The sequence below is a fragment of the Pseudomonas sp. AMR01 genome (assembly GCF_041946035.1).
GTDB lineage: Bacteria > Pseudomonadota > Gammaproteobacteria > Pseudomonadales > Pseudomonadaceae > Aquipseudomonas > Aquipseudomonas antarctica_B.
The window spans coordinates 1-15873 of sequence record NZ_JAUTYR010000050.1 but is presented as its reverse complement, the minus strand read 5'-3'; the positions used below and the strand labels follow the sequence as shown (position 1 = coordinate 15873).

At 61.3% G+C, this 15873-nt stretch carries 14 protein-coding genes; 9 read left to right on the top strand and 5 right to left on the bottom strand.

The features are described 5' to 3' along the window. Positions 1-9: 9 nt before the first annotated feature. From rfbB to Q7C20_RS24915, 4 genes are all read left to right on the top strand, one after another. Entirely contained in the window at positions 10-1092 is a 1083-nt protein-coding gene (rfbB, locus tag Q7C20_RS24930; RefSeq protein WP_348054892.1) for a dTDP-glucose 4,6-dehydratase, read from the top strand. Between the two features lie 61 nt (positions 1093-1153). Further along, positions 1154-2962: an ATP-binding protein gene (locus Q7C20_RS24925; RefSeq protein ID WP_375070930.1), complete on the top strand. Its 1809-nt coding sequence runs from the start codon at positions 1154-1156 to the stop codon at positions 2960-2962. Continuing rightward, positions 2959-4344, top strand: a complete 1386-nt coding sequence (locus Q7C20_RS24920) for a sigma-54 dependent transcriptional regulator (RefSeq protein ID WP_348054894.1) — start codon at positions 2959-2961, stop codon at positions 4342-4344. Before Q7C20_RS24925 ends, Q7C20_RS24920 begins: the two co-directional genes overlap by 4 nt. Before the next feature lie 26 nt (positions 4345-4370). After that, a complete protein-coding gene (locus Q7C20_RS24915) occupies positions 4371-4826 on the top strand; it encodes a YiiD C-terminal domain-containing protein (protein WP_375070929.1) in 456 nt (151 codons plus the stop codon). A 166-nt stretch (positions 4827-4992) separates the two neighbouring features. Here the strand turns inward: Q7C20_RS24915 and cysQ are convergent, their stop codons facing one another. Both cysQ and nudE read right to left on the bottom strand, forming a co-directional pair. Then, positions 4993-5829 carry a 3'(2'),5'-bisphosphate nucleotidase CysQ gene (gene cysQ / locus Q7C20_RS24910; protein ID WP_375070928.1) on the bottom strand — a complete coding sequence of 279 codons (837 nt, stop codon included), beginning with the start codon at positions 5827-5829 and terminating at the stop codon, positions 4993-4995. Continuing rightward, positions 5826-6392, bottom strand: coding sequence for an ADP compounds hydrolase NudE (gene nudE / locus Q7C20_RS24905; RefSeq protein ID WP_375070927.1), 567 nt, complete (start codon positions 6390-6392; stop codon positions 5826-5828). Before nudE ends, cysQ begins: the two co-directional genes overlap by 4 nt. 87 nt (positions 6393-6479) lie before the next feature. Here nudE and yrfG point away from each other — a divergent pair, with 87 nt between their 5' ends. Next, complete coding sequence (gene yrfG, locus Q7C20_RS24900; RefSeq protein ID WP_375070926.1) at positions 6480-7142, top strand: GMP/IMP nucleotidase; 663 nt, start codon at positions 6480-6482, stop codon at positions 7140-7142. A gap of 139 nt (positions 7143-7281) precedes the next feature. On the opposite strand, the gene lysM is transcribed toward yrfG, so the two are convergent. Next, a complete protein-coding gene (gene lysM / locus Q7C20_RS24895; RefSeq protein ID WP_375070925.1) occupies positions 7282-7722 on the bottom strand; it encodes a peptidoglycan-binding protein LysM in 441 nt (146 codons plus the stop codon). Between the two features lie 130 nt (positions 7723-7852). Here lysM and Q7C20_RS24890 point away from each other — a divergent pair, with 130 nt between their 5' ends. The 4 genes from Q7C20_RS24890 to Q7C20_RS24875 all read left to right on the top strand — a co-directional run bounded on the left by Q7C20_RS24890 (position 7853) and on the right by Q7C20_RS24875 (position 13000). Continuing rightward, complete coding sequence (locus tag Q7C20_RS24890; protein WP_348054900.1) at positions 7853-8740, top strand: LysR family transcriptional regulator; 888 nt, start codon at positions 7853-7855, stop codon at positions 8738-8740. 97 nt (positions 8741-8837) lie between these two features. Next, complete coding sequence (fdhD, locus tag Q7C20_RS24885) at positions 8838-9677, top strand: formate dehydrogenase accessory sulfurtransferase FdhD (RefSeq protein ID WP_375070924.1); 840 nt, start codon at positions 8838-8840, stop codon at positions 9675-9677. Further along, positions 9674-12022 (top strand): FdhF/YdeP family oxidoreductase, encoded by a 2349-nt coding sequence (locus Q7C20_RS24880; protein WP_348054902.1) that lies wholly within the window; start codon positions 9674-9676, stop codon positions 12020-12022. Before fdhD ends, Q7C20_RS24880 begins: the two co-directional genes overlap by 4 nt. Before the next feature lie 495 nt (positions 12023-12517). Further along, entirely contained in the window at positions 12518-13000 is a 483-nt protein-coding gene (locus tag Q7C20_RS24875; protein ID WP_375070923.1) for a glycine zipper domain-containing protein, read from the top strand. 142 nt (positions 13001-13142) lie between these two features. Here the strand turns inward: Q7C20_RS24875 and Q7C20_RS24870 are convergent, their stop codons facing one another. Both Q7C20_RS24870 and Q7C20_RS24865 read right to left on the bottom strand, forming a co-directional pair. Continuing rightward, complete coding sequence (locus tag Q7C20_RS24870; RefSeq protein WP_375070922.1) at positions 13143-13574, bottom strand: acyl-CoA thioesterase; 432 nt, start codon at positions 13572-13574, stop codon at positions 13143-13145. 23 nt (positions 13575-13597) lie between these two features. Continuing rightward, on the bottom strand, positions 13598-15535 hold the full coding sequence (locus Q7C20_RS24865) for an ATP-dependent DNA helicase RecQ (RefSeq protein ID WP_375070921.1): 1938 nt from the start codon (positions 15533-15535) through the stop codon (positions 13598-13600). Between the last annotated feature and the right edge of the window lie 338 nt (positions 15536-15873).

Genomic DNA, 15873 nt, shown 5'->3' with positions numbered 1-15873 from the left:
GCCCTCGACATGCGTATTCTTATCACCGGCGGTGCCGGTTTCATCGGCTCCGCCCTGATCCGCCACCTGATTCAAAACACCGAGCACGAAGTGCTCAACCTCGACAAACTCACCTACGCCGGCAACCTTGAGTCGCTGGCCAGTGTGGCGTCAAACAGCCGCTACGAGTTCGTCCAGGCCGATATCATCGACCAGGCCACCGTCAGCGCCCTGCTGACGCGCTTCGAGCCCCAGGCCATCATGCACTTGGCCGCCGAGTCGCACGTGGACCGCTCCATTGACGGCCCGTCGGATTTTATCCAGACCAACATCGTCGGCACCTACAGCCTGCTCGAAGCCACCCGCGCTTACTGGCAGACGCTGGCCGAGCCGGCCAAGAGCGCATTCCGCTTCCACCACATCTCCACGGATGAGGTGTACGGCGACCTGCACGGCGTGGACGACTTGTTCACCGAAACCACCCCTTACGCGCCAAGCTCGCCGTATTCGGCCAGCAAAGCCGCCTCCGACCACCTGGTACGCGCGTGGCAGCGCACCTATGGCCTGCCAGTGCTGCTGACCAACTGCTCGAACAACTACGGGCCGTTCCACTTCCCGGAAAAATTGATCCCGCTGGTTATTCTCAACGCCCTCGCGGGCAAGGCGCTGCCGGTTTACGGTGATGGCCTGCAAGTGCGTGACTGGCTGTACGTCGAAGACCACGCCCGCGCGCTGCTCAAAGTGGTGACCGAAGGTGTGGTGGGCGAGACCTACAACATCGGCGGCCACAACGAGCAGAAAAACATCGACGTGGTGCGCGGAATTTGCGGCCTGCTGGAAGAGCTGGCGCCGCAACGTCCGGCCGGCGTGGAAAAATTCACCGACCTGATCACCTTCGTCAAGGATCGCCCGGGCCACGACCTGCGCTACGCGATCGATGCCAGCAAGATCGAACGCGAGCTGGGCTGGGTTCCGCAAGAAACCTTCGAAACCGGCCTGCGCAAAACCGTGCAGTGGTACCTCGACAACCTGGAGTGGTGCCGCCGCGTTCAAGACGGCAGCTATCAGGGTGAGCGCCTGGGCAACAGCGATCCAAAAGACCTGATCGCATAACCAAGGCAACGCGCAGCAGAGCTAGGCATAATGCGCCTGTACCCACAGGCGCATGACCCCCATGACTCCATCCCTCCCGCGAAGACCCCGCTGGCGCAGCCTCGCCCTCCTGGCGTTGTGCCTGGCGCCGCTGCTGTGGCCGCTGGAGCACTTGGCCGAGCGCTATTACCGCAGCGAGCTGGCCGGGCAAAACCGCCAGACCCTCGACCTGTACGTCGCCAACCTGTTGGGCACCTTGCACCGCTATGAAGTGCTGCCGCAGATCCTCGGCGATTTGCCCGCCCTGCGCATCGCGCTGAACGCGCCGCACGTCAGCACCCATTTGACAGACGCCAACCTGCTGCTCAAAGACGTCGCCGCCCAGGCCGGGGTGGAAGTGATGTACCTGATGGACACCACGGGCAAAACCCTCGCGGCCTCGAATTGGGACAAACAAGACAGCTTTGTGGGCCGCAATTTCTCGTTCCGCCCGTATTTCAGTGAAGCCATGGCCGGGCGCCTGGGGCGATTTTTCGGCCTGGGCACCACCTCAGCCAAGCGCGGCTACTTCTTCGCCGCCGCCGTGCGCGATGGCGACAAAGTCATCGGCGTGCTGGTGGTCAAGGTTGACCTGGACCACACCGAAAGCCTGTGGGGCAACACACCCGAACAACTGCTGGTGACCGACCACAATGGCGTGGTGATCCTCACCTCGCGCCCGCAATGGCGATTTCGCGCCACCCGGCCGCTGACGGCCGAAGAACGCCAGGCGATCATTGCGATCCAGCCCTACCCGACCCGCGACCCGCAGCCATTGACGCTGAGTTCCAGCGCCTGGCTGCGCCAATCCACCGCCATTGCCGAAACCGGCTGGAACGTCGAGATTCTTGCGCCGCGCTCGCTGATCAACCGCCCGGTACGCACTGTGGTCGCCGTGGGTGGCGCCACGTTGCTGGTGGTGATGCTGTTGCTGGGCCTGATAATGCAGCGCCGTCGGCATTACCTGGAACGCATCGCCTTTGAAGCCAGGGCGCGTCGGGAACTGGAAGCGCGCGTGGTCGAGCGGACCAGCGACCTCGAGGGGCTTAACCGGCGCCTGAAGCAGGAAGTGCTGGAGCGCGAACATGCCCAGCAGGAGCTGGTGCGCGCCCAGGATGATTTGGTGCAGGCGGGTAAATTGTCGGCGCTGGGCACCATGTCGGCGAGTATCAGCCACGAGCTGAATCAGCCGTTGGCGGCGATTCGCAGCTACGCGGAAAATGCCGAAATTTTGCTCGACCATGAGCGCACCAACGACGCTCGCGGCAACCTCAAGCTGATCAGCGAGCTGACCGGGCGCATGGCCTCGATCATTGCGCACCTGCGCGCCTTCGCCCGCCGCGATCGCCATGCACCAGAAAGCGTGGCGCTGCAACCGGCGCTGGACGATGCATTGGCGTTGCTGGCCAAGCGGCGGCGCTCGATGGAAGTCGAGTTGATCCGCGACCTGCCGGAAGCAACACTGTGGGTACAGGCCGGCGAAACCCGCCTGCGCCAGGTGCTCGGCAACCTGCTGGCCAACGCCCTCGACGCCCTCACCGAAAAAGGCCCGCCGCGCAAACTCTGGCTGAGTGCCCAAACCACCGAACAGGGCGTGAACCTCTACATTCGCGACAACGGCCCGGGCTTTTGCATGGAAGCCCTGGGCCGCGCCAGCGAGCCGTTTTACACCACCAAAACGCGCACCCAGGGCCTTGGGCTGGGCCTGGCAATCTGTGACACCTTGATGCGCGCCTTTGGCGGCGAGTTGCTGTTCGCCAACAGCAAGGAAGGTGGTGCGCTGTTAACCTTGAAATTGCGTGCCGGCTCGCCGGGCGTCAGTTTGCAACCGTCCGAGGACCGCAGTGTATGAGTATCGATAACGGGATTCAGGTGGTGTTGATCGACGACGATCCGCACCTGCGTCAGGCCCTGTGCCAGACCCTGGACCTGGCCGGGCTGAAAGTCCTGACCCTGGGCGAAGCCACCGGCCTCACCGCGCGCCTGTCGCGGGACTGGCCGGGCGTGGTGGTCAGCGACATTCGCATGCCCGGCATGGACGGCCTGGAGCTGCTTGCCGAACTGCACGGCCAGGACCCGGAGCTGCCGGTGCTGCTGATTACCGGCCACGGCGACGTGCCACTGGCGGTGCAGGCCATGCGGGCCGGCGCCTACGACTTCCTCGAAAAACCCTTCGCCAGCGACGCCCTGCTCGACAGCGTGCGCCGCGCCCTCGCCCTGCGCCGCCTGGTGCTGGACAACCGCAGCCTGCGCCTGGCCCTCAGCGATCGCCAGCAATTAAGCACCCGTTTGGTCGGCCATTCACCGCAAATGCTGCGCCTGCGCGAGCAAATCGGCGCCCTGGCCGCGACCCGCGCCGATGTACTGATTCTGGGTGAAACCGGCGCAGGCAAAGAGGTTGTCGCTCGCGCGCTGCACGACCTGTCGAGCCGCCGCAGTGGGCCATTTGTGGCGATCAACGCAGGCGCCCTGGCCGAATCAGTGGTGGAGAGCGAGCTGTTCGGCCATGAGCCCGGCGCATTCACCGGCGCGCAGAAACGCCGCATCGGCAAGTTCGAATTCGCCAACGGCGGTACGCTGTTCCTGGATGAAATCGAAAGCATGAGCCTGGACGTGCAGGTCAAACTGCTGCGCCTGTTGCAGGAGCGGGTGGTGGAACGCCTGGGCGGTAATCAGCTCATCCCGCTGGACATCCGCATCATCGCGGCCACCAAGGAAGACCTGCGCCAGTCTGCCGACCAGGGGCGTTTTCGTGCCGACTTGTATTACCGCCTCAACGTCGCGCCGCTGCGCATTCCGCCGCTGCGCGAGCGCGGTGAAGATGCGTTGATGCTGTTCCAGCACTTTGCCGACGAAGCCAGCAGCCGTCACGGCCTGCCGCTGCATGAACTGCAACCGGGCCAGCGTGCGCTGTTGCTGCGCCACAGCTGGCCGGGCAATGTGCGCGAGTTGCAGAACGCCGCCGAGCGCTTTGCCTTGGGCCTGGAGCTGGCACTGGACAACACACCGGACAATCCCGCCGCTGGCGTTCTGACCTCCACGCCGGGGGGGCTGAGCGAGCAGGTTGAGCAGTTCGAAAAAAGCCTGATCGCCGCCGAACTGACTCGCCCCCACAGCTCTGTGCGCAGCCTCGCCGAAGCCCTCGGCATACCGCGCAAAACCCTGCACGACAAGCTGCGCAAGCACGGCCTGAACTTCGCCGACAGCGGCAACCACGGCGCAGACGACGAATGACCCACCCCAACCGCCAAGAGGCCGCCATGAGCCGCGACAGCCGTTACCTGGAATCCATCCTTCACCACGACATCCCCCTCACCCGGGAAATGGGCCTCAAGGTGCTCGACTGGCAACACGGCCAACTGCAGCTGCACCTGCCTTTGCAAGCCAACATCAACCACAAGAGCACTATGTTTGGCGGCAGCCTCTACTGCGGCGCGGTGCTGGCCGGCTGGGGCTGGCTGCATTTGCAGTTACGCGAGGAAGGGATTGAAGACGGGCATATCGTGATTCAGGAAGGGCAGATCAGTTATCCGCTGCCTGTCACTCGGGACGCGACGGTGATTTGCCAGGCGCCGGAAGAGAAGGTGTGGAAGCGGTTTTTGGCGACGTATAAGCGCTATGGGCGTGCGCGTTTGACGCTGGACACGTGGATTGTGAATGAGGGTGGTGAGAAGCGCGCAGTCACCTTTACCGGCCAATACGTCCTGCACCGCTAAACGCCACAACACAAAACAACTGTGGGAGCGGGCTTGCTGTGGCGAGGGAGCTTGCTCCCGTTCGACAGCGTAGCTGGAGCGGGCTTTTGGGGGCGCTTCGCACCCCAGCGCAAGCAAGCTTGCTCGCCACAGCAAGCCCCCTCCCACATTTTGATCTGCGGTGACCTCAGGATCTGGCCAGGCTCAGCAATCGCTCGCGCCACGCGGCCCTCGCCGGCAGCGCCAAAAAGAAGGGGTTCAACAACGACGCCCGCGCCGGGTAGCTGAACGGCTCGCCGCTCAACTCCAACACTTCGCCGCCCGCCCCTTCCAGCACGCCCTGAGCCGCCGCCGTGTCCCATTGCGAGGTCGGTGCCAGACGCGGATAACAATCGGCGCTGCCCTCGGCCAACAGGCAGAACTTCAGCGAGCTGCCGATATTTGCCAGCTTCAACTCACCCAAGCCTTCGCTCAAACCATCCAGTAAACGCTCTTGCTCAGGGCTGGTGTGCCGACGGCTGGCGACAACCGTAAACGCTTCACCGGCCGCAGGCGTCTGGCGCACCTGAATCTGCTTGGGCGCCTCGTTCACATCCGAGCGCCATGCGCCCAGGCCCGCGCCACCGAAGTAGCAACGGCCGCTGGTCGGTATCGACACCACGCCAAACACCACACGGCCCTGCTCGATCAGCGCGATGTTGACGGTAAATTCTTCACTGCCACAGATAAATTCCTTGGTGCCGTCCAGCGGGTCCACCAGCCACCAGCGCTGCCAGCCGGCGCGTACGCTCTGGTCGATGTCAGCGTCTTCTTCGGACAGCACAGGAATGCTTGGGTCCAGCGCCGTGAGGCCGGCGAGAATCAAATGGTGAGCTGCCAGATCGGCCGCCGTTACCGGCGAATCATCGGCCTTTGAAGTCACCGCCACGTCGGCGCGCCAGTACGGCAGGATCACTTCACCGGCCTGGCGAGCCAGTTCAATCACAGGGGCAATAAACGGGTGACCTAAAAACAGCTCGCTCATGCGCTAAACGCTCCTCTTTGGGTCAGCAAGTCTCTTACCAGGTACAGCGCGGCCAGCGCGCGGCCCTCGCTGAACTGCTCGTGCTGCGCCAGTTGCGACAGCTCGCGCAGGTTGACCCGCTCTACACGCATCGGCTCGGGCTCATCACCTTCAAGGCGTTCTTCATACAGATCGGTGGCCAGCACCACTTGAATTTTCTGGCTCATGTAGCCCGGCGACAACGACAGCTCGGTGATGTATTCCAACTGCCGCGCGCCATAACCGGCTTCCTCTTTGAGCTCGCGGTCTGCGGCGGCCAGCACGTCTTCGCCGGGTTCGATCAGGCCCTTGGGCAACGACAGCTCATATTCGTCGGTGCCGCCGCAATACTCTTCCACCAGCAACGCGTGATCTTCGTCGATCATCGCCACGATCATCACCGCGCCGTGACCGGCACCGCTTCCCACCAGGCGCTCGTAGGTCCGTTCAACGCCATTGGAAAAGCGCAGTTGCACTTCCTCCACGCGGAACAAACGGCTACTGGCGACAATTTCGCGGGCGAGGACGGTGGGTTTCTGGCGCATAAGCGGCTCCTTGGCGTGATCGGGTTACTATACCGTGGCTTTTCCGATTGTCTGTGTCGGATACCTTTACTTACATGAGAACGCCCCATGCCCTCTTTGCCCTGGCACGCCATCGACACTGTCCTGCTGGACATGGACGGCACCTTGCTCGACCTGCATTACGACAACCATTTCTGGATGGAGCACCTGCCGCAGCGTTACGCCGAACTGCATAACGTCAGCCGGGCCATGGCCGAGATGGAGTTGCAGCCGCTGTTCGAGCGTAATGCCGGCCAGTTGCAATGGTATTGCCTGGATTTCTGGAGCAAGGAATTGAACATCCCGGTGCGCGAACTCAAGCTGGAAACCGCCCACTTGATCGCCCTGCGGCCGGACGCCGATACCTTTCTGACGGCGATCAAAAAGGCCGGCAAGCGCGTGATTCTGATCACCAACGCGCATCGTGATTCGCTGTCGTTGAAGCTGGAACGCATTGAGCTGGCGCCGTATTTCGAAAGGTTGATCAGCTCCCACGATTACGGCTTCGCCAAGGAAAACCCACAGTTCTGGGACGCCTTGCAAGCCGACATCCACTTCGACCCGGCCCGCAGTCTATTCATCGACGACACGTTACCGATACTGCGCAGTGCCCGGGATTTTGGTGTGGGGCATTTGCTGGCGGTGAAAGAGCCGGACAGCAAGAAGGGGCCAAAAGACACGGCGGAGTTTGCAGCGGTAGACGATTACCGCGACCTCATCGCCGGACTCTGAACTTATGTAAACACAGGCTCATGTGGGAGCCGGGCTTGCCCGCGATGCAGACACCTCGATTTATCAAATACACCGAGGTGATGCTATCGCAGGCAAGCCAGCTCCCACACAAGCCAACTCACACATGCTTTAAGGTGTATTACTCAGGAATACGCAGCGTCTGCCCTGGGTAAATTTTATTTACATCCTTGAGCAGCGGCTTGTTGGCCTCAAAGATCTTGTTGTACTGGTTGGCGTTGCCATATACCGCCAGGGAAATCGCACTCAGGGTGTCGCCTTTTTTCACCACGACGAATCGGGCAGCGGTAACAGCAGGCCCGGATACGGTGATCTTGTCTTCAACACTGCCGACACCGGCAATATTACCGACCGCCAGAATGATTTTTTCTTTCTCTTCCTGGGTCGTCACTTCACCGGTTACGGTGACTTTGTCGCCGTCAACGGTCGCCTGCACATTAGGGTTACCCAAACCGACCTTGGAGATGTGGTCCTTCAACTGCTCACTCGCATCCGCATTGCCCGGCATCAACAGATCTTTCAGCTTTTCGCCAGCTTCCTTCACAAAACTAAAAAGACTCATGGTTCGCTCTCCTTGGGATTTAATTTCCAGACACCAGAGACTAGACCAGTCCCACACAACCGGGTTCCGACCCGACCAAAGACGCAAACGCGCTAGAATCCTGCGTCACTGGAATAAGCCTGGAGCGAAGATGGACATCAAGCAGCTGAAATTCCTCATCGCCCTCGACGAGACCCGTCACTTCGGCCAGGCGGCGACGCGTTGCCACATTACCCAACCGACCCTGTCGATGCGCCTGCGCAACCTGGAAGAAGAGCTTGATCTTCCACTGGTCAATCGCGGCCAACGTTTTGAGGGGTTTACCGCACCGGGCGAACGCGTTTTGGCGTGGGCCCGCACCGTGCTGGCGGCCTATGACGGTTTGCTGGCCGAAGCAGCCGCGTGTCGCGGCAACTTGGTGGGCACGTTGCGCTTGGGCGTGGTGCCGTTGTCGAGCTTCGATCCCCTGGCGTTGATGCAGCAGTTGCATAAGGAGCACCCGAGCCTGCGCTTTGAGCTGTCGGCACTCAGCTCCGAGCAAATTCTCGAGCAACTGGCCAGCAACCGCCTGGACCTGGGCGTTTCTTACCTGGAGCGCTTGGACAACGAACGCTTCGACTCGCTGGCGCTGGGCGAAACCCGCATGGGCCTGCTCTATGACCAGCGGTTTTTCAGCTTCGGTGACACGCCGCTGAGTTGGGAGGCGTTGATCGAACTGCCGCTGGGCATGCTCACCGGCGGCATGCACTTTCGCCAATCCATCGACCATAACTTCCACAGCCGGGGCCTTAACCCGCAACCGCTGCTGCAAACCGATGCGGTCCATCAATTGTTACAAGCGGTGCATGGCGGCCTGTGCTGCGCGGTGATGCCGCTGGACGGCGGCCTCGACGCCCTGACCGAGCATTTGCGCCTGCAGCCCATCGAAGACGCCCATACGCTGGCGCGCCTGGGGCTGATCATGCGCCGCAGCGCACCGCGCTCAGCGTTGGCCGAGGCGTGTTTCGCACTGTTTCAGAAATCGCAGCAGGCGACTTGATCGACGCCCTCTATCGATGGATCAGTACTGGCAATTAGACGCGACCCTTTGTCGCGCCTAGTCTAAGCACTGATCATTCTGTCGGTGGTATTGCCCCATGAACGCCAAGCGCCCAGCCTGCGCGGCGCCCGCCTCTGAAATGGCCGCGCCCGCCGCCAGCCAGACCTATCAGTTTTGCAACCTCGAACACACCGAAGTCGCCAGCACTGCGTTGGCGGAAGAAGTGGCGTTGGCGATTGCCTACAACGACATCAGCCAGGCGGTGATGCTGGTGACGCCGACGGACCTTGAAGACTTTATCGTCGGTTTCAGCATTGGCAGCGGCATTATCGCCGACGTTAGCGATATTTATGACCTCAAATTCAGCGGTTCTGGCTCTACCAGATACGCTCAAGTGCAGATCTCCAGCCGCGCGTTCTGGAACCTCAAGCAGCAACGCCGGCAACTTGCAGGCACCAGCGGTTGCGGTTTGTGCGGCGTAGAAGCCGTAGAACAAGCATTGCCAGACCTTCAAGTGCTGCCCGGCGCGCCCTTGCCGCCCGCCGAATGGCTGGAAGGACTGCGTCAACGTATCAGCGCGTTTCAGCCTCTGGGCCAGTACAGCGGCGCCGTGCACGCGGCGGTGTTTATGGACGGTCAAGGCGAATTGCTGATGGGCCGCGAAGACATCGGCCGGCACAACGCCCTGGATAAATTGATCGGCGCGCTCATCCGCCAAAAGATTCCGACCGACGGCGGGCTGGCGATTGTTACCAGCCGCTGCAGCCTCGAATTGATTCAAAAAGTTTTGCGCGCAGGCATCCAGACCCTGGTCAGCCTGTCGTCGCCCACCGGCCTCGCCCTGCAATGGGCTCGCCGGCATAACCTCAATCTCATCCACCTGCCGCAGAAAAGTGCGCCGCGGGTCTACAGCCCTGCGATGGAGAACCAGCCATGAGCCAGCACCACCAAGCCGACCAAACCCCAACCCCGCGCTATAAGCCTTACAAAGGCCCGGCTGGCGGCTGGGGCGCGCTGATCAGCGTGGCGCAAGCATGGCTCACCAGCGACAACGCGCTGAAGAACCTGCGCATGATGCTCAAGACCAACCAGAACGGCGGTTTCGACTGCCCGGGTTGCGCCTGGGGTGATTCGCCGGAAAGCGGCATGGTCAAGTTCTGCGAAAACGGCGCCAAGGCGGTGAACTGGGAAGCCACCAAGCGCCGCGTGGACGCCGCGTTTTTCGCCAAGCACAGCGTCACCGCGTTGCTGGAGCAGAGCGACTATTGGCTGGAATACCAAGGCCGCCTGACCGAGCCGATGCGCTACGACGCCGAGACTGACCGCTACAAACCCGTCAGCTGGGAAGCGGCGTTCGACCTGGTCGGCAAACACCTCAACGCGCTGCCAAGCCCGGACATGGCCGAGTTCTACACCTCGGGCCGCGCCAGCAACGAAGCGGCCTATTTGTACCAGCTGTTCGTGCGCGCCTACGGCACCAACAACTTCCCCGACTGTTCGAACATGTGCCACGAAGCCAGCGGCGTGGCCCTGGCGCAAAGCGTGGGCGTCGGCAAAGGCACTGTGACCTTTGATGACTTCGAACATGCCGATGCAATTTTCGTGTGGGGACAAAACCCCGGCACCAACCACCCGCGCATGCTTGAACCGCTGCGCGAAGCGGTGAAACGCGGTGCCCAAGTGGTGTGCATCAACCCGCTGAAAGAGCGTGGCCTGGAACGCTTCCAGCACCCGCAACACCCGCTGGAAATGCTCACCAACGGCGACAAGCCAACCAACACTGCCTACTTCCGCCCGGCGCTGGGTGGCGACATGGCCATCTTGCGCGGCATGGCCAAGTTCCTGCTGTTGTGGGAACGCCAGGCCCAGGCCGAAGGCACAGAAGCGGTGTTCGACCACGACTTCCTCAACGAACACACGGCCAACGTGCTGGATTACCTGGGCAAGATCGACGACACCTCATGGGATGAAATCGTCGCGCAGTCCGGCCTGACCCTGGTTGAGATCGAGCAAGCGGCGCGCATGTACGCCAAAAGCAAGAACGTGATCATGTGCTGGGCGATGGGCATCACCCAGCACCGCCATTCGGTGCCGACCATTCAGGAAATCGCCAACCTGATGCTGTTGCGCGGCAACATCGGCCGCCCCGGCGCCGGCCTGTGCCCGGTGCGTGGCCACAGTAACGTGCAGGGCGACCGCACCATGGGCATCAACGAACGCCCACCGGTTGCGTTCCTCGACTCCCTCGAGCGTCGCTTTCAGTTCCAGGTACCGCGCGAAAACGGCCACAACGTGGTCGAAGCGATTCACGCCATGCTTGAAGGCCGCTCCAAAGTGTTTATCGGCCTGGGCGGCAACTTCGCCCAAGCCACGCCAGACAGCCCGCGCACCTTCGAAGCCCTGCGCAACTGCGACCTGACCGTGCAGATCAGCACCAAGCTCAACCGCAGCCACCTGATGCACGGTAAAGACGCGCTCATTTTGCCGTGCCTGGGCCGCACCGACATCGACATCCAGGCCGACGGCCCGCAAGCGGTGACGGTGGAAGACTCGTTCAGCATGGTCCACGGCTCCAACGGCCAACTGCAGCCGCTGTCCAAACTGATGAAGTCCGAACCGGCGATTCTGGCTGGCATTGCCGCCGCCACCCTGGGCAGCAAGCCAGTGGATTGGAACTGGCTGGTGGCCGACTACGGGCGCATCCGCGACCTGATCGCCGACACCATTCCGGGCTTCAAGGACTTCAACGAGAAGATCAAACACCCAGGCGGTTTCTACCTGGGCAACTCGGCCGGTGCACGCCGCTGGAATACCCCGTCAGGCCGCGCCAACTTCCGCCCGAACATCCTGCCCAAAGACTTGATCCACGAACGCACCCACGCCACGGGCCGTGTGCCGGACCTGATCATGCAGTCGATGCGCTCCCACGATCAGTACAACACCACCATTTATGGCCTCGACGATCGCTATCGCGGCGTGAAAGGCCAGCGTGACGTACTGTTCGTCAACGAAGCCGACATCATCCGCCTGGGCTTCAAGCCGGGGCAGAAGGCCGACATCGTGTCGTTGTGGGAAGACGGCCGCGAGCGCCGCGTGAAGGGCTTTACCCTGCTGGCGTTTGATATTCCGGCGGGCCAGGCCGCGGCTTACTACCCGGAAGTGAACCCATTGGTACCACTGGAAAGCACCGGGGATGGCAGCCATACGCCGACGTCGAAGTTCGTGGCGATTCGCCTGGAAGCAGCAAGTGACAATGGGCTGATCATGGCGCGCTCTGCCTAAGCGGAAGTGCTCGTGGCGAGCAGGCTTGGCGTGCTGAGCAGGCCTGTTGTGGCGAGCGGGCCTGTTGTGCTGAGCAGGCCTGTTGTGGCGAGCGGGCCTGTTGTGCTGAGCGGGCTTGTTGTGGCGAGCGGGCTTGCCCCGCGTTGGGTGGCGAAGCCGCCCCAATAAAGTCACCACATTCTTTCAGTCAGTATGCAGTGCCCGGACCAGGGGCCGCTTCGCGCCCCAACGCGGGGCAAGCCCGCTCGCCACAACAGGCCCGCCAGCCAGCCACAAGAACCCCGCTCTCCACAGAAAAGCAAGCACAAAAAAAGGCCGCTTTTGCATAAAAGCGGCCTTCCCGAAGTAGTTAAAGACTCGCAAAAACAACTTAAGTTCCCCATACAAAACAGCAACTTAGCAAGTTGTATACAACTGCTGCCACCGGTCGGATTTCGATTGTCAGCATCTCGATACAACCTCAGGATCGCGCCGTCATCCTCTTGAGGTCTCTCTATGAAGTTCTCCTCGATTCTCTTGTTGTCCCTTGGCCTGGTCAGTGGCGCAGCCATGGCCGGTGGCACCACCGAAGCCGGTGTGGGCGGCGCATTGGGCGGGGTACTTGGTTCGGTTGTGGGCCAGCAGGTCGGCGGCAACACCGGTTCGGCCATCGGCGCAGCCTTGGGCGGCGCGGGCGGTAGCGCAGTCGGCGCCGACAAACGCAGCCGTGGCGAAGCGGCTATAGGCGGCGCATTGGGCGCGGCAGGCGGCAACGTAGTGGGCCGCAGCATGGGCGGCACTACCGGCAGCCTGATCGGCGCAGCCGCCGGCGGTGGCGCGGGTGGCGCACTGGGCAACTACATGGGCAACAAGAGCGATGACGACGACCGTCGCTATCGCGGGCGAGACAACCGCCGTTATGACCGTGACGACCATCGTGGGCGCGGGCATGCTTATGGGCACCGCAAGAACAAGCATCACTACCGTCATCACCGCTAACTTCTAGACGACACTGCAATTCTAATGTGGGAGCGGGCTTGCTCGCGAAAGCGCGGGGGCAGTCGGTATATCGTTTACTGACCCACCGCTTTCGCGAGCAAGCCCGCTCCCACATTGGCCCTTCGGTGTCTGCGAGATAAGTTTAGATCACCAACCGCTGCAACGCCTCGCGCAGCATCCCCGGAATCGTCACCGGCTGGTTCGACGCCCGATCCACAAACACATGCACAAACCTACCCGCCGCGCAGGCGTCTTCCTCCCCCGCCTTGAACACCGCCAACTCGTACTGCACTGAGCTGTTACCCAACTTGCCAACCCGCAGACCGATTTCTATGCGATCCGGAAAAGCGATGGACGCAAAGTAATCACACGCCGAACTCACCACAAACCCCACTACTTCACCGTCATGAATATCCAACCCACCTTCTTCAATCAGGTAGGTATTCACTGCCGTGTCGAAAAAGCTGTAGTACGTCACGTTGTTCACATGACCATACACATCGTTGTCGTGCCAGCGCGTGATGATCGGCTGAAAGTGGCGGTAATCGGCGCGCAAGGGCATTGAGTCAGGCATATGCAGGTCTCATGAAAGTGAGTTTAGAGATCATTCAAATGGGCTTCTGCCCACTCGCGTACCTCGGCGTACGGGTAGTCTTCCAGCGCTGAAAAACCGGGAATGCTCCGCGCCTTCAGCTTGGTAAACAGCGGCACACTGATGCCCCCAAGGAAACGCGCCAGCCGCTCGGCGCCGGGCAAATCGCTGGTGAGCTCATGATGGCTGTGGATAAAATCACCGCACAGCCCCATGAAGTTTTTATCCACAAGCGGCGGCAAACTCGGCGGCGGCGGCAGATGCGCAACGTGGCCGTGACACACCGAGCAATGCCCGCACCGCTCGGGGGCATTTTCATCGCCGAAGTACTGGGCCAAACGCTGCCCCAGGCAACGCTCGGTGGCGAAAAGGTCGAGCATGGCGTGAATCCGCGCCACCTCCGTCACCTCGTGCCTCTTGAAGCCTGTGTATAACTCGGCGCTCAACACCTTTGGGTCAAAGTCGGTGTCCAGCAGGCTGTAGACCTCTGTCATCTGTTTGCTTTCCAGCTCGATCAGGCCTTGTTCCTGGAAGTAATCCAGCGCCTTCACCACCCGGCTGCGTTCTGCATTGTGCTGCTGATACAGCGCGTCGAAATCCACCGTCGCCCAGGTTCTGGCGCGCGTGCAGACCTGGATAATCGCCGCAACAAACTGCTGGCGCTCGCCGGAAAACCGCGCCAGCAATACATCAGGCTCAATCAGGTATTTAAAGCGGTATTCGGCATAAAACGCGTATCGCGGCGCGATCACGCCTTTGAGTTCCAGCTGCACCAGCAACGTTTTGAGCGGCAGCTCGCGGATGTTGCTGTGGTCTGACAGCGACCTCAACAAGAACTCCCATTGCCCCTCGCCCCGCGCCGCTTGCAACTCCACCAGCACACGGCGAATGCCCTCTTGCTCAGGCGTATCGCCGTACACAAAGTTTTCCAGCACATTCAAGCTGTCGCGGTTGGCCAATACCAGGCAGTCGGACGGCTGCCCATCACGCCCGGCGCGGCCGATTTCCTGGCTGTAGTTCTCGATGGATTTGGGCAGGTCAAAGTGCACCACATTACGGATGTCACTCTTGTCGATGCCCATTCCAAACGCGATGGTGGCGACGATGCAATTGGAACGCCCGCCCATAAAGCGCTGCTGAATACCCTCACGCTTATCGTGTGGCAACCCGGCGTGATACGCCTCGGCCTGGATGCCGTTGCGGTTCAAGTGCTCGGCAATCTGCTCAGCCGTTTTTTGCAGAGTGACGTAGACAATGCTCGGCTGATTCGCCCGTTCTTTCATCCACTCGACCAGACGCCGACGTTTATCCGCACCGGCCACCGGCTCTACCAACAAATTGAGATTGGCGCGGTAGAAGCCCGTGGTAACCACATCATCGGGCGCAATGGCGAACTTGGCCTGCATGTCGGCAATCACCGCTGGCGTCGCCGTAGCCGTCAGCAGCAGCGCTTGTGGGATATTGAACTGACGCTGGTAGTCCGGCAGCTTCAAATAGTCCGGACGGAAGTTATGGCCCCACTCGGAAATACAGTGCGCCTCGTCCACAACCAGCAGCGAGATGCGCACGCTTTGCAGGAAGTTACGAAAGCGCTCGTTCTTCAAGCGCTCAACGGAAATCATCAGGATTTTCAGCTCACCCGAACGGGCGCGCGCCATCACGTCATTGGCGTCTTCGCGGCTCTGCGCCGAATCAATACTGCCCGCCGAAATGCCGTGGCGTTTCAAAAAACCGAGCTGGTCCTGCATCAACGCCAACAACGGCGACACCACCAGCGTCAGGTGCGGCAGCAACACCGCCGACAGCTGGTAACACAAGGACTTGCCCGACCCGGTAGGAAAAATAGCAGCCGCCGAACGACCGGCCAGCACTGCGCTGACCACGTCTTCCTGGCCCAATCGAAACTGTGGATAACCAAAGACCTGCTGGAGGGTGTCGTGCATGAGCTGTCACTCCATTGACCGCTGAGTTGGCTCAAAAACATAGCCCGGAACACTCAGCGAATCGAGAAAGGTCGCAAGGAAATAAGAGACAGGATGATACACAGCCTGGGAGATGGCCTTGGGCCGATGTGGGATTGTTCCGACGATTTCGTGAGATGAATACAATCCAGTTGTGGGAGCTGGCTTGCCTGCGATGGCGGAGTGTCAGTCGATGGATTGCTGACTGACACCCCTATCGCAGCATAAGCATCTACACACCTATTAGAGGCTGGCGAATCTCTCTGTGGCGAGCGGGCTTGTCCCGCGTTGGGCTGCGTAGCAGCCCCAGAACCAGCCAC